The following is a 25,642-nucleotide window of genomic DNA, read 5'->3' as shown; positions in this document are numbered from 1 at the left end:
TGCACAGCCATCGGTGTCGCCGCGGTCGTCCGCGATCGCGCATCGCGCTTTGCCTGGACTTCCGGCCCTGGTAGCCGCGCTGGACGACCGTCCAGAAGTTTTTAGTGCAAATTGTTCCTTTTTATTAACGAAGCGCCTAATGTTCGCACTGCACGGATCAGGACCGTGTGACGTAGCTGACATAGCCGTGGCGCTCGCTCCACGGCGATGACGTTGGAGGATTGGCGGCTTTCCGCGCGAGCGTGCCCGAGCACCGCTCGCGCTCTCATCGAATCCACGTGGTGGCCGACGCCATGCGTCCGGGCTGGGCAGCCGGGCGCAGCGGCTTGTTCGTGCTGCTCGAAAGCGTTCGGACAGCCGCTTTTCCGCCGAGTAGGAGGCTCTGGTGCACGATACGGAGTTGGGTGGGGCCAGCGCGTTGCCGCCGCGTTCCGTCGGGCCGAAGCCGTCCGGGGCCGCCGAGCCGTTCGCCTTGGCGCCCGCGCAGCTCGGTGTCTGGTACGCGCAGCTGCTCGAGCCGGACGTGCCGGTCAACGTCGCGCAGTACGTGGACGTGCGCGGTGAGCTGGATGCCGTTCTGCTGCAAGAGGTCTCGGTCGAAGCGGCCCGCGAGTACCAGTCGGTGCTGGTGCGGATCGGGGAATCCGGCGGGGTGCCGCACCAGTGCGTCGACTTCGGCCTCTCGGTCGACATCCCGCTGATCGACCTGCGGGAGGAGACCGACCCGGTGGCCGCGGCGCACGCCTGGATGCGCGCGGACGCGAGCGCGCCGGTCGACCTGCGCGCCGACCGGCTGTTCGCGGGCGCGGTGCTGCGGGTCGCCGAGCAGCGGTACTTCTGGTATCTGCGGGCCCATCACATCGTGCTGGACGGTTACGGCGCGCTCACCAACACCAAGCGGGTGGCCGAGCGGTACACCGCGCGGGTGCTCGGCATCGAACCCGAACCCGTGCGGCCCGGCACCCTCGCCTCCCTGACCCAGTCCGAACTCGCCTACCGCAGCAGCGCCCGGTTCGAGGCCGATCGCGCGCACTGGGCCGGGCGGGTGGCCGGGCTGGACGGAGCGACCAGCCTCGCCGGTCGCCGCGCGCACCGCCGCGCGACCAACCTCACCGCGGGGCGAGGGCTCGCGCCCGAGCTCGTCGAGCGGATGAACGCCCTTGCCGCGAGCCAGGATTCGACGCTCGCGGTGGTGCTGCTCGCGGCGTTCGCCGCCTATCTGGGACGGCTCACCGACCGGGACGAGGCGGTGCTGAGCCTGCCGGTGACCGCGCGGACCACCGCGGGGCTGCGGCGCTCGGCGGGCATGCTGTCGAACATCGTGCCGCTGCGGTTGCCGGTCGACGGCAGCTGGGGCGCGTTGCTGCGCGCCACCCGCGTCGAGGTCGCCGGGGCGCTGCGCCACCAGCGCTACCGCCACGAGGACATCCAGCGGGATGCCGAGCGCGCCGCGGGTCCGGCGCGGCGCGGGCTCTTCGGGCCGCTGGCCAACATCATGCTGTTCCGCAGCGACCTGACCCTCGGCGCCACGGCCGGGCGGTACCACGTGCTGTCCACCGGCCCGGTCGAGGACCTGAGCCTCAACGTCTACTACGGCGACCTGGACCGCGTGCACGTGGACTTCGAGGCCAATCCGCACCTGTACACCGCCGACGACGTCGCACGGCAGCACGCCAGGTTCCTCCGCTACCTGGAGCGCCTGGTCGCCACCGAGCCGGACACCGCGCTCGCCGCGGTCGAGGTCGCGACCGAGCTGGAACTCGAGGTCAGCACCCGGATCTGGAACGAGACGGGATTCGACGTGGAAGCGCGGCTGCCGGGTCGCGGGCCCGGCTTCGCTCCCGTGGCGACGCTGGTGTCGATGTTCGAGGCGCAGGCGGCCCGCACGCCGAGCGCGGTGGCGCTGCGGGCCGCCGGTGCGCCCGACCTCACCTACCGCGAGCTCGCCGCGCGCGCCAACGGGCTCGCCCGCAGGCTGATCGCGCTGGGCGTCGGGCCGGAAACGCTGGTTGCGCTGCACCTGCCGCGCTCGCCGGAACTGGTGATCGCGATGTACGCGGTGCTCGCCGCGGGTGGCGCCTACCTGCCGCTCGACCCGGACCACCCGCCGGAGCGCACGGCGCACATCCTGGCGACGGCCCGTCCGGCGTGCGCGCTGATCACCGGGGACGACCTGCCGCCGGAGCTGTCCGGCCTGCCGGTGGTGCGGGTGGACCAGGCCGACGAGACGGCCGGGACGGGGCCGATATGGGACCGGGAACGAGTCGCGGCCCTGCGGCCGGAGCACCCGGCGTATGTGATCTTCACCTCCGGATCGACCGGTCTGCCCAAGGGCGTCGCCATCACCCACCGCGCGATCGTCAACCGGTTGGTGTGGATGCAGCAGACCTACCGACTATCGGCGCGAGACGTTGTGCTGCAGAAGACTCCGGCCACGTTCGACGTCTCGGTGTGGGAATTCTTCTGGCCGTTGCAGATCGGCGCGACGCTGGTGCTCGCCCAGCCGGACGGGCACCGCGATCCCGCTTATCTGCGCCGCGTCATCGACGAATATGGCATCACCACAGCGCATTTCGTACCCTCCATGCTCGCGGCGTTCCTCGCCGATCAGCCCGCCGCGTTCCGCACGCCGCTGCGCACGGTGTTCGCCTCCGGGGAGGCCCTGCCCGCGGCGCTGGCCCAGCGGATGCGCGAACTCACCGGCGTTCGCCTGCACAATCTGTACGGTCCGACGGAAGCGGCGGTCGACGTCACCTTTCACGAAGTCACCGACACCGATACCCTCTCGGTGCCGATCGGTGCGCCGGTGTTCAACACCAGGCTCTATGTGCTCGACTCGCGGCTTCGGCCGGTGCCGGTCGGGGCGCCGGGTGAGCTGTATCTGTCGGGGGTACAGCTCGCCCGGGGCTACGTGGCGCGGCCGGAGCTCACCGCGGCGCGGTTCGTGGCCGACCCGTTCGGCGGCCCGGCCGGGCCCGCGCGGGCCGGTGACCGGATGTATCGCACCGGTGACCTGGTGCGGTGGACCCCGCAGGGGGAGCTGGAATACCTCGGACGCACGGACTTCCAGGTGAAGCTGCGCGGCCTGCGCGTCGAGCCCGGCGAGATCGAGGCCGTGCTCGCCAGGGTGGACGGGGTCGATCGCGCGGTGGTCGTGGCGCGCGACGACGCGGGTGTCGGCGCGCAACTGGTGGCCTACGTCGTCGCGGCGCGGCCGGGAGCCGTGCGGACCGAACGGCTGCGCGCGGCGGCGGCCGAAGCGCTGCCCGGATATATGGCGCCCGCCGCCTACGTGCTGCTGGACACCTTGCCGGTGAACGCTTCCGGGAAGCTGGATCGCGCCGCCCTACCGGCTCCGAGCAGGGCTTCCACCGGTTACACCGCGCCCGCGACCCCTGTGGAGCGGGCGATCGCGCGGGTGTTCGCCGAAGTGCTCGGTAACAAGCTGGTCGGTCGCGACGACGACTTCTTCGCACTCGGCGGAAACAGTCTGGTGGCCACGCAGGTCGCCGCCCGGCTGTCCGCCGACCTGAACTGCCCGCTCGGAGTCCGCGACGTGTTCGCCGCCTGCACGGTGGCCGAACTCGCCGGGGTCGTCGAGCGGGCCGGTGGATCCGGCGGCGCGTCCTTGGTCGCGCAGCTGCGGGCACGGCCACGGCCGCCGCTGGTTCCGCTTTCCCCGGCGCAGCAGCGCATCTGGTTTCTGAACCGTTTCGAGCCGGGCGCGAGCTACAACATGCCGTTCGTGGTGCGGTTGCGTGGCGCGGTGGACGTCACCGCACTGCGGCAGGCGCTCGACGATCTGGTCATCCGCCACGAGGTGCTGCGCACGATCTTCCCCGCGCTGCCGGGCGACGGCACCGGTCCCGCGGCACGGCAAGTGGTGCTGCCCGCGGCGGAGGTGGCGGGCGCGCCGGAGGCGATCGCCGCCGCCGAGCTGGACGGGCGGCTGAGGGCGTTCGCCGCCGGTGGCTTCGACGTGGAACGCGAGATCCCGATCCGGGCCCGCATCTTCGCGGTGGACGACGGCACCCACGCGCTCGCGCTGGTCCTGCACCACATCGCCGCCGACGGGCTCTCGCTGCGCGTGCTCGCCCGCGACGTGATGACCGCCTACGGGGCGCGGCGCGGCGGCAGCGCGCCCGCATGGGCTCCGCTGCCGGTGCAGTACGCCGACTACAGCCTGTGGCAGCACGAACTGCTCGGCTCCGCGGACGAATCGTTCGCGGCCGCTCAGTCGTCCTTCTGGACCGATGCGCTCGCGGGCGCGCCCGACCAGCTCGACCTGCCCGCCGACCGGCCCCGCCCCGCGGTGGCCTCCGGTCGCGGCGCGGTGTTCGGCTTCGAGTTCCCCGGCGAACTGGTCGCCCGGATGCGCGAACTCGCCCGCGCGCGCGGCGTTTCCTCCTTCATGCTGACCCACGCCGCGCTGGTCGCCTTGCTGGCGCGGCTGTCCGGCGGCGACGACATCGTGATCGGCACCCCGGTCGGCGGCCGGGGCGACCGCGCGCTCGACGACTTGATCGGCATGTTCGTCAACACCCTCGCGCTGCGGACCAGGGTCGAGGCGGCCGAGCCGTTCACCGCCTTGCTGGCGCGGGTGCGCGCGGGCGACCTCGCCGCCTTCGGCCATGCCGAACTGCCGTTCGAGCGGGTGGTCGCGGCGGTGGATCCGCCGCGCTCGCAGGCGCGCCATCCGCTCTTCCAAGTGCTGCTCGCCTTCGACAATGCCGAGGCAATCGCCTTCGAACTGCCCGAACTGTCGGTCGTCACCAGTACCCTGGACACCGGAGTGACCAAGCTGGATCTCCAGCTCACGGTCACCGAGAACGCCGCCGGCGCCGGACTCGGGGAAGGTTCGGCACCGGCGGGCGTTCCCGCGGAATTCACCTACGCCACCGATCTGTTCGACGAAGCCACCATCGCGGGGTACGTCCGCGGGCTGATCGGCTTCTTGTGGGCGATCACCGCTGATCCCGCGATCGCGGTGCGCGACCTGCCATTGCTCGACCCGGACGAGCAAGCCCGCGCGCTGGAGGCCGGGCGGGCTCCCGTGGCTGCGCACGACCCGGCGGAGACTCTGCTGGACGCGTTCGAGGCGCAGGTGCGCAGCACGCCGGACGCGGTCGCGGTGCTCGACGCCGAGCGGCGGCTGACCTATGCGCAGTTCGCGGGCGCGGTCAACCGGCTGGCGCGGCGGCTGATCGCCGCGGGCGTCGGCCCCGAGCGGCTGGTCGTGCTCGGCATGCGGCGTTCGGTCGATCTCGTGGTGGCCGCGTACGCGGTGCTGACCGCGGGGGGTGGGTACGTGCCGGTGGACCCGGACCAGCCCGCGGCCAGGATCGCCCAGGTGATCGCCGCGGCCCGCCCGACGTGCGTGCTCACTCGCTCGCGAGCGGAGGCGGCCGAATTCGCCGATCGGTGCGCGCTCGCGGGCCTCCCCGCGACGCCGGTCGTCACGGCCGATGCCCCTGCGGTGGCCGGATACTCCGCCGCGCCGGTCGGCGACGCGGATCGCCTCGCCCCGTTGCGCGCGGCGTGCGCGGCGTACGTCCTCTTCACGTCCGGATCGACCGGACGTCCCAAAGGCGTGGCGGTGCAGCATGATTCGGCGGTCAATCAGATCAGGTGGATCGCGGAGGAATACCGGATCGCCGCGGGCGACGTCGTGCTGTTCAAGACCCCTGCCACCTTCGACGTGTCGGTGTGGGAGCTGTTCGCGCCGCTCACCCGGGGCGCGCGGATCGTGGTGGCCGACCACGACGGGCACCGCGATCCCCGGTATCTCGCCGCGACCATCGCCGCGCACCGCGTCACGATGACCTCGTTCGTTCCGTCCGTGCTCACGGTGTTCGCCGGCGCCGCCGCGCCGGAGGAGATCGCGTCCCTGCGCACCGTGCTGGTCGCGGGGGAGGCGTTGACCGGTGAGGCCGCCGCCGCGTTCGCCGCGGTGAGTCACGCGCGGCTGCACAACCTCTACGGCCCCACCGAATTCACCGTGCACGCGACGCACGCCCCCGTCGACCCGGCCGCGAGCGGTCCCGCACCGATCGGGCTTCCGGTGCCGGGCAGCCGGGCCATGGTCCTCGACGATCGGTTACGACCGGTTCCGGACGCGGTGGTCGGCGAGTTGTACCTGTCCGGCGTGCAGCTGGCGCGCGGCTACCACGGCCGCGCCGACCTGAGCGCGCAGCGTTTCGTCGCCGACCCGTACGGACCGGCGGGCAGCCGGATGTACCGGACCGGTGATCTGGTGCGCCGCCGCCGCGACGGCGCACTGGAGTACCTGGGCCGCGGCGATTTCCAGGTGAAGCTGCGCGGGCAGCGGATCGAACTCGGCGAGATCGAGGCCGCCCTGCTCGCCATGGACGACGTGCGCGCGGCGGCGGTCCGGATCGTCGCGCAGCCCTCCGGGCAGACGCTGGCCGCTTACGTGGTCGGCGCGATCGCCCCCGACCGGCTAACCGCGGAGCTGGAGCGGCGGCTGCGCCCCGTGCTGCCCTCGTACATGGTGCCCACCGCGTACGTCCCGCTCGCCGCGATGCCGCTGACTCCCTCCGGCAAGCTGGACCGCAAGGCGCTGCCCGATCCCGTGCCGGTCACCAGGGCCTTCCGTGCGCCGGGCACGCCAGCGGAGCGGGCCGTCGCCGCGGTGTTCGGGCAGGTGCTCGACGTCGATCCGGTCGGCTCGGACGACGACTTCTTCGCTTTGGGCGGCAACTCGCTGGTCGCCACGCAGATCGCGGCCCGCCTGGCGGACGCGCTGGACGCCGAAGTGCCGGTGCGGGCGCTGTTCGAGCACCCGACCGTGGCCGCGCTGGCCGCGCACCTGTCCTGCGGCCGGGCGCGCAAACGGGCGCCGCTGGTCGCCGGGCCGCGTCCCGCGCTGATCCCGCTGTCCTACGCGCAGCAGCGCATGTGGTTCCTCAACCAGTTCGACGCGGACTCGGTGGCCGACAATCTGGTGGCTGCCATCCGGCTGCGCGGCGCGCTCGACCAGGCGGCGCTGGCCGACGCGGTGCTCGACGTGCTCGCCAGGCACGAGTCCCTGCGCACGATCTACCCGGCCGCGGACGGCATTCCGTATCAACTGGCGCTTCCGGTCGGGGAGGCGCGGGTCGCGCTGGTGGCGGAGTCGATCGACGAGCGGCGGCTGACCGAGCGGATTCGGGAACTGGTGGCCACGCCGTTCCGGGTGGATCGCGAGCCGCCGGTGCGCCTCGTCCTGCTGCGCGTCGGCGCGGAGCACCATGTGCTCGTCGTCGCTCTGCACCACATCGGCGCCGACGGTTGGTCGCTCGCACCGCTCACCCGTGATCTCATGCGCGCCTACGCCGCGCGCCACGCGGGCGGAGCACCCGAATGGACGCCGCTTGCCGTCCAGTACGCCGACTATGCGCTGTGGCAGCGGGAGACACTCGGTTCCGAGGACGACTCCGGTTCTATGCTGGCCGAGCAGATCCGGTTCTGGCAGGGCGAGCTGGCCGGTCTGCCGGACCTGACGACGCTGCCCGCCGACCGGCCGCGCCCGGCCGTCGCGTCGGGTCGCGGCGCGCGCCATGCGTTCACCGTCGATGCCGCGACGCTGCGCCGGTTGCGCGCGCTCGCGGACGGAGCGAACGCCTCGCTGTTCATGGTGCTGCACGCGGCGTTCGCCACGCTGCTGGCCCGATTGTCCGGACAGCAGGACATCGTGATCGGCACCCCGGTGGCCGGTCGCGGTGAGCGGGCGCTGGACGAACTGGTGGGCATGTTCGTGAACACCGTCGTGCTGCGCGCCGACGTCCGTCCCGAGCTGACCTTCGCCGGCTTGGTCGCGGCGGTGCGCGATCGCGACCTGGCCGCTTTCGCGAACGCCGACGCGCCGTTCGAGCGCTTGGTGGAGGTGCTCGCGCCGGAGCGGTCGGCGGCCAGGCACCCGTTGTTCCAGGTGATGCTGGACCTGCGGAACACCGCGCGCACCGAACTCGAGCTGCCCGGCCTGACCGTATGCGGGCTCGACATCGACACGGGCACGGCCAAATTCGATCTGCACCTGTCGGTGGCCCAGGACGAGTCCGGTCTCGCGGCGGTCTTCGAATACGCGACCGATCTGTTCGACCCGGCCACCGTCGCGTCGTTCGCGCTGCGCCTGCGCCGGGTGCTGGACGCGGTGGCCGCCGACCCGCAGGCGCCCGTCGGCGCGATCGACGTCCTGAGCCCAGGGGAGCGCGCCCGCATCCTGGACACCTGGAACGCCACCGGGCATCCGGTGGATCCGGGCGCGACGCTCGTATCGCTGTTCGAGGCGCAGGCGGCGCTGACGCCGGAAGCGATCGCGGTGACCTGCGACGGCGCATCGCTCACCTACGCCGAGTTCGCGGACCGGGTGCACCGGTTGGGCAGGCTGCTGGTGTCCGTCGGCGTGCGGCCGGACCAGCCGGTGGCGGTGGGCATGCGGCGGTCGGCCGATCTCGTGATCGCCCTGTACGCGGTGCTCGCGGCCGGGGGAGCCTACGTGCCCATCGATCCGGAGCATCCGGCCGAACGGATCGCCGACATGCTGCGGACGGTGCGTCCGGTCTGCGTGCTGACCCGCTCCGTGGACGGGCTCGACCTGTCCGGCCGGGACGCCGGGATGTGGGCGGTGCTGGATGTCGATCTGTTCGACACCGGCGATTACGCCGGTGCGCCGCTCACCGACGCGGATCGGCTGGGCACGCTCACGCCGTCGAACTGCGCTTATGTCATTTTCACGTCGGGTTCGACGGGTCGTCCGAAGGGTGTGGCGGTTCCGCATTCGGCGATCGTCAACCGCCTGGTGTGGATGCAGACTGCCTACCGGTTGACGCCGGCTGATGTGGTGTTGCAGAAGACGCCCGCGACGTTCGATGTGTCGGTGTGGGAGTTCTTCTGGCCGTTGCAGATCGGTGCGCGGTTGGTGGTGGCGAAGCCGGATGGGCATCGTGACCCGGCCTATCTGGCTGAGGTCATCAGCGCCGAGCGGGTGACGGTTACCCATTTCGTGCCGTCGATGCTCGCGGTGTTCGTTGCTGATGTGGCTGCGGCGCAGTGTGGTTCGTTGCGGTTGGTGTTCGCCTCGGGTGAGGCGTTGCCGCCCAAGCCCGCGCATCGTTTGCGGGAGTTGACCGGCGCGTCCTTGCACAACTTGTACGGTCCGACCGAAGCGGCGGTCGACGTCACTTTCCACGAGGTCGTGGATGCCGATGTCGAGACGGTGCCGATCGGTGCTCCGGTGTTCAACACGCAGGTGTTCGTGCTGGATGCTCGGTTGCGCCCGGTTCCCGTGGGTGTCGCGGGTGAGCTGTACCTCGCGGGCGTCCAGCTCGCCCGTGGCTATGTCGCGCGCCCGGATCTGACCGGTGACCGGTTCGTCGCGAACCCGTTCGGTGAGCCGGGTGCGCGGATGTACCGCACGGGTGACTTGGTGGTCTGGACCGAGCACGGTGAGCTCGAGTACTTGGGCCGTACCGACTTCCAGGTGAAGTTGCGTGGTCTGCGTATCGAGCTCGGCGAGATCGAACAGGCGCTGACCGGCTTGGACGAAATCGCGCAGGCAGTCGTGCTCGTGCGCGACGACGCCGGGACCGGCGAGCGGCTCGTCGCCTACCTGGTGCCCGCCTCCGGCGCGGACCTCGAGCTCGGGGCGCTCGAAGCGACGCTGACCCGGCGACTACCGGCGTACATGATTCCCTCGGCATACGTCGTCCTGCCCGAGTTCCCGGTCAACGCCTCCGGCAAGCTGGACCGCCGCGCCCTACCGGCGCCCGCGGCGGAGCCCGCGCGGTTCCGTGCGCCCGCCACACCGGTGCAGCGGCTCGTCGCCGCCGCGTTCGGTGAGCTGCTCGGCGTCGAACGGGTGGGCCTGGACGACGACTTCTTCGCCCTGGGCGGCAATTCGCTCACCGCCGCCAGGGTGGTGGCCCGGCTCGGCTCCGCGCTCGATACCCGGATACCGGTGCGGGCGCTGTTCGACGCGCCGACGGTCGCCGCGCTGGCCGTCCGCGCCGAAACGCATCGAGGCGAGGGCGGACGCGTCCCGCTGCGCCCCCGCCCGCGGCCGCGGCGCGTCCCGCTGTCGCCGGCCCAGCAGCGCGTCTGGTTCGTCAACCGCTTCCACGCCGCCGAGCAAGCCGCCGCCGCCGACGCGATCGACAACATCCCGGTCGCGCTGCGCCTGTCCGGTGAACTGGACATCGCGGCGATGACCGCCGCTCTCGCCGACGTGGCCGCCCGGCACGAGATCTTGCGCACCGTCTACCCGGACGGTCCGGAGGGGCCCGAACAACGGGTCCTGCCGCAAGCCGCGCCCGGACTTCCCGTCACTCGACTGGCCGAAACCGCTGTGCCGGATAGGCTTCGGGAGCTGGCTGCCGCGCCGTTCGATCTGACCACCGACACCCCGCTGCGCGCCGCGCTGTTCGCGATCGACGGCGCGCCGAGCACGGAGCACGTGCTCGCCCTGGTGCTGCACCACATCGCCGCGGACGGATTCTCGCTCGGACCGCTGGCCGAGGATCTGATGACCGCCTACTCGGCGCGCCGGGCCGCCGCCGCGCCCGCGTGGGACCCCCTGCCGGTGCAGTACGCCGACTACACGCTCTGGCAGGCCGACCTCGCCGACACCGAGCGGCAGCTCGACTTCTGGCGCACCGCCCTGGACGGCCTGCCCGAGCAACTCGAACTGCCGACCGATCGCCCGCGTCCCCCGGTCTCCTCCTATCGCGGCGCGACGCACCGCCTGCGGATCGATTCCGATCTGCACAGCGAACTGGGCGAGCTGGCGCGCAAACGCGAGACCACGCTGTTCAGCACGGTGCACGCGGCGATGGCGGTGCTGCTGGCCCGGCTGTCGGGCAGCTCGGACATCGCGATCGGCACCCCGGTCGCCGGACGCGGTGACGCGGAGCTGGACCGGCTCGTCGGCATGTTCGTGAACACGCTGGTGCTGCGCACCGCCGTCGACACCAGAGCCAGGTTCGAGACCTTGCTCGACGCGGTGCGCGATCAAGACCTCGACGCGCTCTCGCACGCCGACGCGCCGTTCGAACGGCTCGTCGAACTGCTCGCGCCGGCCCGCGCGCGCAACCGTCATCCGCTGTTCCAAGTGGCGCTGACCTTCCAGAACTTCACCCTGCCCGACCTGGAACTGCCCGGCCTGCGGGTGCGCGCGCAGGAGTTCGACGCGCCCGTCGCCGAATTCGACCTGCAGTTCACCGTGCTCGAGTCGAACGACCCGGACGGGCGCGCCGACGGCATGCAGGTCGAGATCCGCTACGCCATCGACCTTTTCGACGCGCCCTCGATCGCCGTGCTCGGCAGGCGGTTCACCCAGGTGCTGGCCGCCATCGCCGCCGATCCCACGGTGGTCGTCGGCGACATCCAGTTGCTCAGCGCCGAGGAACAGCATCGCGCCCTGTACGAATGGCCCGTCGGTGCGGCGGGCGTCGTGGACGTCACCGGCAGCCTGGCCGAGCGTTTCGCGCGGGCCGCCGCGCTGGACCCGGCCGCCGTCGCGGTGCGCGACGGCGCGCGGTCACTGGCCTACGCCGAACTCGACGACTGGTCCAACCGGTTGGCGCGACGGCTGGTCGCCGCGGGCGTCGGGCCGGAAGCGCTGGTGGCCGTCGCGCTGCCCCGCTCGGCGGAGTTGGTGGTCGCCTTGCTCGCGGTCCTCAAAGCGGGCGGCGCGTACCTGCCGATCGATCCGGCCTACCCGGACGACCGCATCGAATACGTCCTGGACGACGCGAGACCGATCTGCGCGATCGCAGGAGCCGCCACCGAGTTGCCGCGCGGCTGGTTCGGCGGACCGGTGATCGATGTCGACGCGCCGAATCTCACCGAATTCAGCGGCGCGCCGATCACCGACGCGGACCGGCGCACCCCGCTGCGCTCCGGCGACGCGGCCTACGTCATCTACACTTCCGGCTCCACCGGCAGGCCGAAAGGCGTTGTGGTGCCGCATCGCAACGTGCTGCGGCTGTTGGACAACACGCGACGGCGCTTCGGCTTCGGCCCGGCGGACGTGTGGACCATGTTCCACTCCTACGCCTTCGACTTCTCGGTGTGGGAACTGTGGGGTCCGCTGCTGTCGGGCGCGACGGTGGTGGTGGTCGACTACTACACCTCCCGCTCACCGCGGCAGTTCCGCGAACTGCTGATCGCCGAGCGGGTCACCGTGCTCAACCAGACCCCGTCGGCGTTCTATCAGCTCGTCGCGGTCGATCTGGCCGAGCCGGAACCCGCCGCGTTCGCCTTGCGCACCGTCGTCTTCGGCGGCGAGGCGCTGGAGCCGCAGCGGCTCGCGGGTTGGTTCGCCCGCTACCCGGACGCGCCCCGCCTGGTGAACATGTACGGCATCACCGAGACCACGGTGCACGTGTCCTACCGCGAGATCGACGGACGCACCGGCTCCGCGAGCGTGATCGGCGCGGGACTGCCAGGACTGACCGTCCGGCTGCTCGACGACCGGTTGCGGCCGGTCCCGGTGGGAGTGCCCGGCGAGATCTACGTCTCCGGCGGCCAACTGGCGCGCGGCTACCTGCACCGTCCGGCCCTCACCGCGGGCCGCTTCGTCGCCGACCCGTACGCGGGCGACGGATCGCTCACCTACCGCTCCGGTGATCTGGCCCGGTGGACCGCCGACGGGGAGCTGGAGTACCTCGGGCGCGCCGACCAGCAGGTGAACCTGCGCGGCTTCCGCGTCGAACTCGGTGAGATCGAGGCCGCGCTGCTGGAGGCGTCCGAAACGGTGCGGGAAGTGGCCGTTGTGGTGCGCGCGGATCTGGTGGACGAACCGCGCATCGTCGCGTACGTGGTCGCCGCGGACGACTCGATCGACCCCGCCGCGCTGCGCCAAGCCCTGGTGTACCGCCTGCCCGAGCACATGGTGCCCGCCGCGATCGTCCCGGTGCCGCATATCCCGTTGACGGTCAACGGGAAGCTGGACCGCGCCGCGCTACCCGCGCCACGGTTCGAATCGACCGCCTACCGGGCGCCGTCCACACCGAGCGAACGGGTCGTGGCGCAGGTGTTCGCCGAAGTGCTCGGCGCCGAGCGTGTCGGCGCCGACGACGACTTCTTCGCGCTCGGCGGCAGTTCTCTGCTGGCCGCCAAAGCGGTCACCCGGATCGGTGCGGCGCTGGGCCGGACGGTCGGTGTGCGGGCGCTGTTCGAAGCGCCCCGGGTCGCGGACCTGGCGGCGGCGGCGAGCGCGGTGGCGATGGGAGGCAGCAGGCCCGCGCTGGTGGCGGCGGCGCGTCCGGAGCGGGTGCCGCTCTCGCCGGCGCAGCAGCGCATGTGGTTCCTCAACCGGTTCGATCGGTCCTCCACCGCCTACAACATCCCGGTGGCTCTGCGGCTGTCCGGTGAGCTGGACGTGCCCGCGTTGCGGGCCGCGCTCGGCGACGTGGTGGCACGGCACGAAACGCTGCGCACCCGCTACCCCGAAATCGACGGGGAACCGGTGCAGCTCGCCGAACCCGCCGTCGCTCCCGCGCCGGCGCCCATCGATGTCCCGGCAGACGAGCTGCCGCGGCGGGTGCGGGAGCTGGCGGAGACGACCTTCGACGTCACCGCCGAGATTCCGGTGCGGATACGGCTGTTCCGCGTGGTCCGCACCGGTGCGCGGAGTGAGTTCGTGCTCGCCGCGGTGCTGCACCACATCGCCGCCGACGGCTCCTCCATCGCGCCGTTCGTGCGGGACCTGATGGTCGCCTACACCGCGCGTCGCGACGGCGCCGCGCCGGACTGGACGCCGCTGACCGTGCAGTACGCCGATTACGCACTGTGGCAACGCGAACTGCTCGGCGCCGAGGACGACGCGGAATCGGTGGCGGCGCGCGAGATCCGGTTCTGGACCAGGACGCTGGCCGGACTGCCGGATCAGCTGGCGCTGCCGACCGACCGTCCTCGCCCAGCGAAGCAGACCCTGCGCGGGGACAAGGTTCCGCTGACCATCGGCGCCCGGCTGCACGCGGATCTCGCCGCCCTCGGCCGACGGCACGGCGCGACGCTGTTCATGGTGGTGCACACCGCGTTCGCCGTGCTGCTCGCGCGCTGGTCGGGCACCGGTGACATCGCGATCGGCACGCCGGTGGCCGGACGCGGCGCGGCCGAACTGGACGACGTGATCGGGATGTTCGTCAACACCCTCGTGTTGCGCGTCGGCGTCGACGGCGGCGAGTCGTTCGCCGGACTCCTGGCCCGGGCCCGGGCCGCCGACCTGGCGGCGCTGGAACACGCGACCGTGCCGTTCGAACGTCTGGTGGAAGTGCTCAACCCCGTGCGCTCCACCGCACGGCACCCGCTGTTCCAGGTCGGCTACTCCTTCCAGAACCACGAGCGCGGACAGCTTCGGCTGCCGGGCCTCGACGTCCGCGAGTTCGACTTCGACACCGGCGTGGCGCAATTCGACCTGCACCTGTTCGCGGTGGACGCCTACGACGCCGACGGCGAGCCCGACGGCATCGAGCTGTCGCTCGGGTACGCCACGGATCTGTTCGAGCGGGCGACCGCGCTCCGGTTCGCCGCTCAGCTGCGCCGGGTGCTCGAAACGATCGCGGTACGGCCGGAATTGCCGGTCGGCGACATCGACCTGCTCGGAACCGACCGTTCACAGGTGCTCGCCGAATGGAACCGGACCAGGCAGCCCGTCCAACGGGCCACGCTGGCGGATCTGATCGACGCGCGGACCGCGCGCAGCCCGCACGCGGTCGCGCTGGTGGACGCGACGACCGGCGACCAGCTGCTTTACGCCGAGTTCGACGACCGGGTGAACCGATTGGCGCGCAGGCTCATCGCATCGTGTGTCGGACCGGAGTCGACGGTGGTGCTGGCGATGCGCCGCTCGTTCGAACTGGTGGTCGCGATGTACGCCGTGGTGCGCGCGGGCGGGGCCTATGTGCCCGTCGATCCGGATCATCCCGCCGAGCGGGTCGCCCATATCGTGACCACCGCTGCGCCCGCTGTCGTGCTGACCACCTCGCGCGATGGTTTTCCGTTCGACATCGGCTGCGCCGTCATGGAGATCGATCGACTCGACGGCACGGAGTTCGCCGCGACCCCGATCACCGACGCGGAACGGGTCCGTCCGCTGCGTCCGGAGCATCCGGCGTACATCGTCTTCACCTCCGGATCCACGGGCCTGCCCAAGGGCGTGACGGTTCCGCACGCCGCGATCGTCAATCAGCTCGCCTGGCTGGCGGCGCGATACGGCCTCGGCCCGAATGATCGCGTGCTGCTGAAGACACCCGCGACCTTCGATCTGTCGGTGTGGGAGTTCTGGTCCGCGCTGGTCACCGGCGGCCGGCTGATCGTCACCTCGCCCGGCGCCGAACGCGACCCGGACCTGCTGCGCGCACTGCTGCGCCGCCACGGCGTGACCGTGCTGCACGCGGTGCCCGCCCTGATCGGCATGCTGCTGGCGGCCGAGCCCGCCGCCGCGCTGCCGGAAACCCTGCGCCACGTGCTTGCCATCGGCGAAGCGCTGCCCCAGGCAACGGCCGCCGATTTCCTGCGCCGCCACCGCGACCGGACCGCGCTGGACAACCTCTACGGCCCCACGGAGGCGGCGGTGTCGATCACCGCGTTCGCGGTCGACGCCGAGCCGGAGCACACCGTCCCGATCGGCTCGCCCGCCTGGAACAGCCGGGTCTATGTGCTGGACAGCCGGCTGCGGCCCGCGCCGATCGGGGTGCCGGGCGAGCTGTACCTCGCCGGGGTACAGCTGGCGCGCGGCTACCAGAACCGTGCCGCGCTGACCGCCGACCGCTTCGTGGCCGATCCGTTCGCGGCGGAACTCGGCGCGGCGGCGGGCGAGCGGATGTACCGCACCGGCGACATCGTGCGCTGGCGTCCCGACGGCGCCCTGGAATACCTCGAGCGCGCCGATTTCCAGGTGCAGATCGGCGGCTTCCGCATCGAACTCGGTGAGGTGGAGGCCGCCCTGCTGCGGCAGCCGGGGGTGACCGCGGCGGTGGCGGTGGCGAAAGCCGACGAGCGCGCCGGGGCCCGGCTCATCGCGTATGCCGCAGTCCCCCAAGCTGATCCGCCCACCTACGCCGACTTCGCCGCGTCGCTGCGCGCGGCGGTGGCCGCACGGCTACCCGGGTACATGACGCCCGCCGCCGTCGTCGTGCTGGCCGCGCTGCCGCTGACGCCCAACGGCAAGATCGATCGCGCCGCGCTGCCCGCGCCGGTGTTCGCCGAGGCGGCCTTCCGCGCACCGGCCGGTGCGCTGGAGCGCCTGGTCGCGGACGCGTTCGCGGAGGTCATCGGCGTGGAGTCGGTGAGCGCGGACGACGACTTCTTCGCCAGGGGCGGCAACTCCCTGATGGCCACCCGGCTCGCGGCCCGGCTCGGCGCGGCACTCGGCGGCCATGTCCCGGTGGCCGCGATCTTCGAAGCCCCGACGCCGTCCGCCCTCGCCGAGCGCATCGCGGCCGGCGAGCGCGGCGCGGCGCGGCCCGCCCTGGTCCGCAGGGACCATGCCGGACCGGCGCCGCTCGCGCCCGCGCAGCAGCGCATCTGGGTGGTCGAGCGGCTCGCGCCGGACTCGTCGGCCTACCACATCCCCACGGCGCTGCGGTTGCGCGGCGAGCTGGACGTGGCGGCGCTGACGGCGGCGCTCGGCGATGTGCTCGAGCGGCACGAGACCTTGCGCACCAGATACCCCGACACCGATGCCGGACCGGTCCAGGAGGTCGTGCCCGCGTCCCCGGTCGAGCTGACGCCTATTCCGGTGACGGTCGCCGAACTCGACTCGCGCATAGCGGAATTGGTGTCACTCGGCTTCGACCTCGCCGCCGCGCCTCCGGTGCGCGCCGCCCTGCTCGCCACCGCCGCCGACGAATACGTCCTGGTGGTCGTGCTGCACCACATCGGCGCGGACGGGTACTCGATCGCGCCGCTGACCGCCGATCTGGTACGCGCCTACCTGGCCAGATCCGCCGGGCACGCCCCGGACTGGGCGCCCCTCGCCATCCGGTACCGCGACTACAGCCGCTGGCAGCACGAGCTGCTCGGCGACGCCGCCGACCCGGACAGCCTGCTGACGCGCCAACTATCCTTCTGGCGCGCCGAATTGGCCGGTGCCCCGGAACTGCTCGCCCTGCCCACCGATCGCCCGCGACCGGCCCGACGGAACACGCGGGGGGCGAGCGTTGCCCGCGTGATCGACGCCGAGCGCACCGCCCGCCTGGGGCGACTGGCCCGCGAACACGGCGGCACACTGTTCACCCTCGTGCACAGCGCGCTCGCGGTGCTGCTGGCGAAACTGTCCGGCGCGGGGGAGGTCACGGTCGGCGTACCGGTCGCCGGGCGCGGAGTCCGCGAGCTGGACGAGCTGGTCGGCATGTTCGTCAACACCGTGGCGTTGCGCACCGAGCTCGACCCGAGGGCGAGTTTCGGCGAGCTGCTGCGGCAGGTCACCCGGCGGGACCTGGCGGCGTTCTCGCACGCCGACGCCCCGTTCGATCAGGTGGTCGAGGCGCTCGGCGTCACCCGTTCCGGCTCGCACGCGCCGCTGTGCCAGGTGCTGCTCACCTTCCAGAACCTGCCACGCGCGGCGGTGGAGCTGCCCGGACTGGCGGTGGAGGCGATCGATCTCTCGCCGGCGGAGGCGAAATTCGACTTGCAGGTGACCGTGCTGGAGCGCTTCGCCGCCGACGGCGCACGGGCCGGTCTGGAACTGCGCGTCGGCTATGCGACCGACATCTTCGACGAGCCGACGGCGCACGCCTTCGGAGACCGGCTGCTGCGGGTGCTGGAGACGGCCGCCGCGGATCCGGCGGTGGCCGTGCGCGCGATCGACATCCGATCCGCGGCCGAACGGCTGCCCCGGCCCGCCGCGTCGATGGCGGAACTGCCCGCGCTGATCGCCCGGGCGGCGCAGGCGGACCCCGCCGCCATCGCGTTCGAGCACGGTGACCGGCGCATCTCCTTCGGCGAACTCGACGCCAAGCTCGCGACCGTCGCCAAAGCGATGGGCGCGGCGGCCAAACCCGAAGCCATGATCCATGTCTCGCTCGCCGGGCTGGTGCCCGGCCTGCTCGCCGCCCTCGGCGGCAGCGGTCTCGCGGCCTTGCTGCGGACCCTGCCCGCCGCCGCCGAGGCACTGCTCGCCGACTCGGCGGCGGCCATCGATTCGGAAGGAAACCGCTGATGACCCACGCAGACGCCGTGCGCCGCGGCTACGGCATCGAGGACCTGCCCGGTCTCATCGCGACCGTCGCCGGGTCGGCGCCGGGGCGGGTGGCGCTGCGGCACGGGGAACGCACCGTCACCTACGCGGAGCTGGCCGCCGAACTCGCGGCGCTGTCCGACGCCATGGGCGCGGGGGTGGGCGCGGACGCGCTGGTCCCGGTGGTGATCTCCGGTCTCCTGCCCGCGCTGCTGGAATCCGGTGACGGCGCGCTCGGCGCGGTGCTGGACGCGCTGCTCGGCGACGCGCTCGCGATCGCGCCCGGCCTTCCGGTCGCCGCCGCGCCGGTCGAGACGTTGGTGAGCCTGTTCGAAGAGCAGGTGGCGCGGACCCCCGACGCGATCGCCGTCGAATACGGGGGCGGCGCCCTCACCTACGCCGAGTTCCACGGGCGGGTGAACGCGCTTGCCCACCGCCTGGTCGAACTCGGGGTCCGGCGGGACACGCTGGTGGGTTTGGCCGTCCGGCGGTCGATCGACCTGCTGGTGGGCATGTACGCGATCCTGCGGGCGGGCGGCGCGTATGTGCCGATCGACCCGGACCATCCGGCCGATCGCATCGCGTACGTACTCGCCGTCGCCGAACCGGTGCTCGTGCTCACCACCACGCGCGACGAACCCGACTTCGGCCGCACGGTCGCGACGCTGCGGATCGACGAATTCGCGGGCGCGCCGACGTCTGAGGCACCCGAGGTCGCCCGGTCGGCCGACGACCTCGCCTATGTGCTCTTCACCTCCGGGTCGACCGGCAGGCCGAAGGGCGTCGCCGTGTCGCACCGCGCGATCGTGGCGAATCTGCGCTGGCGGCAACGGATCTACCGGTTGCGCGCCGACGACGTGGTGTTGCAGAAAACGCCGTTCACCTTCGACGTGTCGGTGTGGGAGTTCTTCTGGCCGTTGCAGGTCGGCGCCCGGCTGGTCGTCGCGCAGCCGGACGGTCATCGCGATCCGGCGTACCTGGCGCGCGTGATCGCCGAACGTGGTGTCACGGTAGCGCATTTCGTGCCGTCCATGCTCGCGGTCTTCGTCGCCGAGCCGGGGGCGGCGGCGGTGGACTCGCTGCGGTTGGTCTTCGCCTCGGGCGAGGCGCTTCCGGCCGCCACCGCCGCGGCCTTCCGCGACGTCTGCGGCGCGACGCTGCACAACCTGTACGGGCCCACCGAGGCGGCGGTCGACGTGACCGGGCACGAGGTGACCGGCGCTGACGTGACGGGCGTGCCGATCGGCGTCGCCGCCGACGACACGGAACTGCTGGTGCTCGACGACAGCCTGCGCCCGGTGGCGCGCGGCGTCGCCGGCGAGCTGTACCTGGCGGGCGTGCAACTGGCCCGCGGTTACGTCGCCCGCCCCGGTCTGACCGCCGAGCGTTTCGTGGCCAACCCGGAGGGACCGGCCGGGGAGCGGATGTACCGCACCGGCGATCTGGTGCGCTGGGCGCCCGGTGCGGAAGGCGGGCCCGACGAACTGGAGTACCTGGGCCGCACCGACTTCCAGGTGAAGTTGCGCGGCCTGCGGATCGAACTCGGCGAGGTGGAGGCGGCGCTGCTGCGTCATCCGCGCGTCACCCAGGCGGCGGTGCTGCTGCACCGGCATGCGAGCGGCGATCACCTGGTCGGTTACGTGGTCGGTGCGGGGGTCGTGACCGCCGAGGTACTGGACTCCGTCCGCCGCGAACTGCCCGAGTACATGGTGCCGTCGCTGCTCGTCCCGCTGGCGGCGATGCCCTTGAACGCCAACGGCAAGCTGGATCGCAGGGCGTTGCCCGAACCGGAATTCGGCTCGCGCGCACCGGCCTATCGCGCGCCGGAAACCGAAGCGGAGGCGGCGGTCGCCGCGGTCTTCGCCGAGCTGCTCGACCTGCCGCGGGTGGGCGCGGACGACGATTTCTTCGCCATCGGCGGCAATTCGCTGCTCGCCGCCCGCGCCATCGCCCGGATCGCCGCGGCCATCGGCGCGACCGTGGACGTGCGCGATTTCTTCGACCGTCCGACCGTGGCCGCGGTGGCCGCGTCGGCGCGTCCGGTCGCGCCGCGTCCGCCGCTGGTGGCCGGTCCGCGCCCGGAGCGGATTCCGCTCTCGCCAGCGCAGCGGCGCATGTGGTTGCTCAACCGGTTCGACGCCGACACCGAGCAGTCCCGCGACCTGGGCGCCGCCGCCGTGGACAACATCCCGGTGGCGCTGCGCCTGCGCGGCCCGCTGGACGTCGCGGCGCTGTCGGCGGCGATCACCGATCTGGTGGCGAGGCACGAAGTGCTGCGCACCGTGTATCCGCAGACCACCGACGGGCCCGCGCAATCGGTGCGGCGGGTGCACGCGGTGTTCGACCTGTCGCCCGCCGAAGTGCCGCAGGAGCGGTTGGCCGCCGCGATCCGCCGGGCGGCGGCGCAAGGCTTCGACGTCGCCGAGGAGATCCCGGTACGGGTGCGCCTGCTGCGCTGCGGGCCCGAGGACCACACGCTCGTGCTCGTCATCCACCACATCGCGGCCGACGGCTTCTCGCTCGGGCCGCTGATGCGCGACCTGGCCACCGCCTATGCCGCGCGCCGGGACGGCCGCGGCCCGCAGTGGGCTCCGCTGCCCGTGCAGTACGCCGACTACGCGCTGTGGCAGCAACGGGTCCTCGGTGCGGAGACCGACGCCGATTCCGTTGCGGCGCGGCAACTCGCCTTCTGGCGCGCCGAACTGGCCGGACTGCCCGCGCAACTGGATCTGCCCGCCGATCGGCCGCGTCCGGCCGCGTCCTCGTACCGGGGCGCCACCTATGAGTTCGCCGTCGACGCCACGCTGCGCTGCGGTGTCGAGGCGCTGGCGGCACGGGTGCGCGCGACGCCGTTCATGGTGCTGCACGCGGCGCTGGCCGCACTGCTGGCCCGGCTGTCGGGCACCGCGGACATCGCGATCGGCACGCCCGTCGCGGGCCGGGGCGAGGCCGCGCTGGACGACCTGGTCGGCATGTTCGTCAACACCCTCGTGCTGCGCACCGAGGTGGACGCGGCGCTCGGCTTCGCAGACCTGGTCGCCCACGCCGCCGACCGCGATCTGCGCGCCTTCGCCCATGCCGACATCCCGTTCGAGCAATTGGTGGAGGCGCTGAACCCGCCGCGTTCGGCCGCCCGGCATCCGCTGTTCCAGGTCGCGCTGTTCATGCAGAACATCGGGCCGATCGCGCTGAACATGGCCGGTCTCGACACCGAGCAGGCCGACTTCGACTCCGGTTTCGCGAAGTTCGACCTCCAGCTCACGATCTCGGACGCCGCCGACGGCTACCGCGCCGAATTCACCTACGCCACCGACCTGTTCGACGCGCCGACGGTGCGGGAGTTCGCCGCGAAGTTCATCCGGCTGCTGAGCGCGGCCGTCGACGACCCGGACGCGCCGGTGGGCGACCTGCCGCTGCTGGACGCGGGCGAACTCGACTACGTCACCGCGAGCTGGAACGCCAGCGGACACAAGGTGCCCGATCGCTTCCTGCACGAGGGTTTCGACGCGCAGGCGCGCCGCACCCCGGATGCCGTCGCGGTGGTCGCCGACGGCGAACAGCTCACCTACGCCGAGCTGTCCGACCGCGCCGACCGGCTGGCCAGGATGCTCATCGGCATCGGCGTGGGGCCGGAAGCGCTGGTCGTGCTGGCCTTGCCGCGCTCGGTCGAGCTGGTCGTCGCCATGTACGCGGTGGCGCGGGCGGGCGGCGCGTACGTTCCGGTGGACCCCGCGCACCCGGCCGAACGCATCGGCCACATCCTCGCCATCGCGCGCCCGCACGCGGTACTGACCACCAGTCGGTTCGCCTTGCCCGCGACAACTGCCGCGCCGGTGTATCACCTCGATGAACTCGATCTCTCCGCGTATCCCTCCGGCAAGATCGGCGCCCGCGAACGCCACGGCACGCTGCACCCGCAGCACCCCGCCTACGTGATCTTCACCTCAGGGTCGACGGGCAAACCGAAGGGCGTGGCGGTCAGCCACCAGGCCATCGCCAACCAGCTGGCCTGGATGCACGCGGAGTACGGTCCGCGTACCGGCGATGTCTACTTGCAGAAGACCGCGAGCACTTTCGACGTCTCGCTGTGGGGTTACTTCCTGCCGTTGCGGGCGGGCGCGACCCTGCTGCTGGCCGCGCCGGACGGGCACCGCGATCCGCGCTATCTCGCCGAAACCGTCGCCCGCCATCGCGTCACGCTCACCGACTTCGTGCCGTCGATGCTCGCGGTGTTCGCCGCGCACGCCGAGCCGGGCGAACTGGACTCGCTGCGCGAGGTGTTCGTCATCGGCGAGGCGCTGTCGCCGGAGACGGTCGCGGCGTTCCGGCGGGTGTGCGGCGCGGGGTTGCACAACCTCTACGGCCCTACCGAGGCGGCGGTGTCGATCACCAATCGCGAGGTCACCGAGCTGGACTCGCCGCAGGTGCCGATCGGCGAGCCGGAGTGGAATTCGCAGGTCTATGTGCTGGACGGCCGGTTGCGGCCCGCGCCGATCGGTGTGCCGGGCGAGCTGTACCTGGCCGGAGCGCAGCTGGCGCGCGGCTACCACGGCCGCGTTGACCTCACCGCTGACCGTTTCGTCGCCAACCCCTTCGGCGCGCCGGGCGCGCGCATGTACCGCACCGGCGACCTGGTGCGCTGGAGCCGTGACGGCGAGTTGATCTATCTGGGGCGCACCGACTTCCAGGTGAAATTCCGCGGCCAGCGCATCGAGTTCGCCGAGATCGAGGCCGCGCTGCTGGCGGCGGACGGGGTCGGTCAGGCGGCGGCGCGGCTGGTCACCGGGCCGGCGGGCGAGTTCCTGGCGGGCTATGTGATCCAGGCACCAGGTGCGGCGCTCGATCTCGACGTGGTGAAAGGCGCTGTAGCTCAACGTATACCCCGCTACATGGTGCCGACCGCGTTGGTCGAGCTGGACGAGCTCCCCCGCAACACCAGCGGCAAGCTCGATCGCGCGGCGCTGCCCGCGCCCGTGCTCGCGGCCGAGCGCTTCCGTCCGCCGGTGAGCGCAGCGCAACGTCTGGTCGCCGCCGTGTTCGCGGAGGTGTTGCGGGTCGAACGGGCCGGGCTCGACGACGACTTCTTCGCTCTCGGCGGCAGTTCGCTGGACGCCACGCGGGTCAGCGCACGCACCGGCGAGGCGGCGGGCGTGCGCGTGCCGGTGCGCGCGCTGTTCGACGCGCCGACGGTGGAGGGCTTCGCCGCCGCCGTCGAGCGGCTCGGCGACACCGGGGCAGCGCGACTTCCCCTGGCGCGCCGCCCACGGCCGGAGCGGGTGCCGCTCTCGCCAGCGCAGCAGCGCCTGTGGTTCCTCAACCGCGTCGAGAGCCAGGACGGCGCCGACAGCGTCTACAACCTGCCGATCGTGCTGCGGCTGACCGGCCGTCTCGACGTGACCGCGCTCGAGCGCGCCGTGCTCGACGTGCTGGCCAGGCACGAGACGCTGCGCACCACCTATCCCGACACCGACGAGGGCCCGTGCCAGTCCGTTCGCGACGCCGCCGACATCGGTCTGAGCCTGCACCCGGTGCCGATCGACCGCCGCGCGGCGGAGGACGCCGTGGCAGGCATCGTCCGCGCCGGATTCGACGTGACCGCCGAGTTGCCCTGCCGGGTCGCGTTGCTCGCGGTGGACCGGGTGGACGAGGCGCGCGGCCGCACCGGCGACGAATACCTGCTGGTGTTCGTCGTGCACCACATCGCGGCCGATGCCATGTCGATGGTCCCGCTGGTCACCGATCTGGTGCGGGCCTACCGAGCGCGCCTGACCGGCGGACGGCCGGACTGGGAGCCGCTGCCGGTGCAATACGCCGACTACAGCCTCTGGCACCGGGAACTGCTCGGCGCCGAGGACGTTCCCGGCGACCTCGCCGCTCAGCAGTTGCGTTTCTGGCGCGACGTGCTCGACGGCGCGCCCGCGCAACTGCCCCTCCCGGCCGATCATCCGCGCCCCGCCATCCCTTCGCACGAGGGGGCGGCCGTCGAGTTCGTGATCGAGCCCGAGGTGGCGGCGGGCTTACGTGCGCTGGCCCGGCGCGGCGGCGCGACGCTGTTCATGACACTGCACGCGGCCTTCGCCGCCACGCTGGCCCGGCTCAGCGGCAGCTCCGACATCGTGATCGGCTCGCCCGTCGGCGGACGCGGGGAGCGGGTGCTCGACGGCCTCGTGGGCATGTTCGTCAACACCCTCGCCCTGCGCACCCGGGTTTGCGCCGACGCCTCGTTCGCCGCGCTGCTGACCGAGGTGCGCGACGCGGACCTGGCCGCGTTCGCCAACGCCGACCTGCCGTTCGAGCGCCTGGTGGACGCCATGGCGGTGGATCGCTCATCGGGCGCGCACCCGCTGTTCCAGGTGATGTTCAGTTTCGAGAGCGCGACGCCCGCGTTCGACACGGTGGAGGTGCCGTGGCTGTCGGTGCGCCCGGTCGAGATCCCCGATACCGGAGCGAAATTCGACCTGCACCTGGTTATCGCGGAAAACGGGAATTCCGCGGGGCTTTCGGGCGCCTTGCGCTACGCGACCGATCTGTTCGACGCCGCGACGGCCGAGTCCTACACCGAGCGCTTCCAGCGGATGCTGGCCGCCGTCGTGGCCGACGCCGCCGCGCGGATCGGTGACATCGAATTGCTGTCGGACGCCGAACGCGCTCGCGTACTGCGGGAGTGGAACGACACCGCGCACCCCTTGCCCGACTCCGACACGCTCGCTTCACTGTTCGCCGACCAGGTCGCCCGCACACCGGACGCGCCCGCCATCACTTTCGAGGCGACGACCCCGTCCCAGCTGTCGCCCGACGACCGCGCCCAGGTGGGTGGCTCCGCGCCGCTGGCCCATCTGTCGCCAGAGGACCGTGGTGCGCTGGGTGGCTCCGCGCCCCCTGCTCGCCCGTCGTCCGACTACGACCCCGCGACCAATCGCTCCGCGACGCTGACGTACGCCGAATTCGCGGGCCGGGTCAACCGCCTGGCGCGGTGGCTCGTCGCGCAGGGTGTCGGCCCGGAAACGCTGGTGGCGCTGGGTATGCGCCGATCTGTCGACCTGGTGATCGGCATGTACGCGGTGACCGTCGCGGGCGGCGGATACGTGCCGCTCGACCCCGACCACCCGGCCGAACGCACCGCCGACATCCTCGCCACCGCCGCGCCGGTGTGTGTGCTGACGGCGGGCTCGGACCTGAACTGCGGCCTGCCCGAGACGCGGATCGACCGGCTGGACCTGTCCGGCTACCCGGACACCCCGCTCACCGATGCCGACCGGCGCGCTCCGCTGCGCGCGGCCGACACCGCCTACGTGCTGTTCACCTCCGGCTCGACGGGCAAGCCGAAGGGCGTCGCGATGAGCCACCGGGGCATCGTGAACCGGTTGCGCTGGATGCAGTCGGCGTATGCACCGCTCGGGCCGGGGGATGTGCTGTTGCAGAAGACGCCCGCCACCTTCGACGTGTCGGTGCCGGAGT

The 25,642-nt window shown here is 72.3% G+C and carries 2 protein-coding genes (1 of these 2 cut by a window edge); both read left to right on the top strand.

Annotated elements, in window-relative coordinates; translation table 11 throughout:
• Positions 1–385 precede the first annotated feature (385 nt).
• Entirely contained in the window at positions 386–18,166 is a 17,781-nt protein-coding gene (locus tag ACWDMM_RS07660; protein WP_449936572.1) for a non-ribosomal peptide synthase/polyketide synthase, read from the top strand.
• Positions 18,166–25,642, top strand: the start of a protein-coding gene (locus ACWDMM_RS07655; protein WP_449936570.1) for a non-ribosomal peptide synthase/polyketide synthase. The gene runs 17,858 nt beyond the window's last position; 7,477 of the gene's 25,335 nt are visible here — the first part of the coding sequence; its start codon is at positions 18,166–18,168; its stop codon lies beyond the right edge, outside the window. Before ACWDMM_RS07660 ends, ACWDMM_RS07655 begins: the two co-directional genes overlap by 1 nt.

This window comes from Nocardia sp. NPDC003726, assembly GCF_053586955.1.
This window is presented reverse-complemented; position numbering and strand designations above follow the sequence as displayed.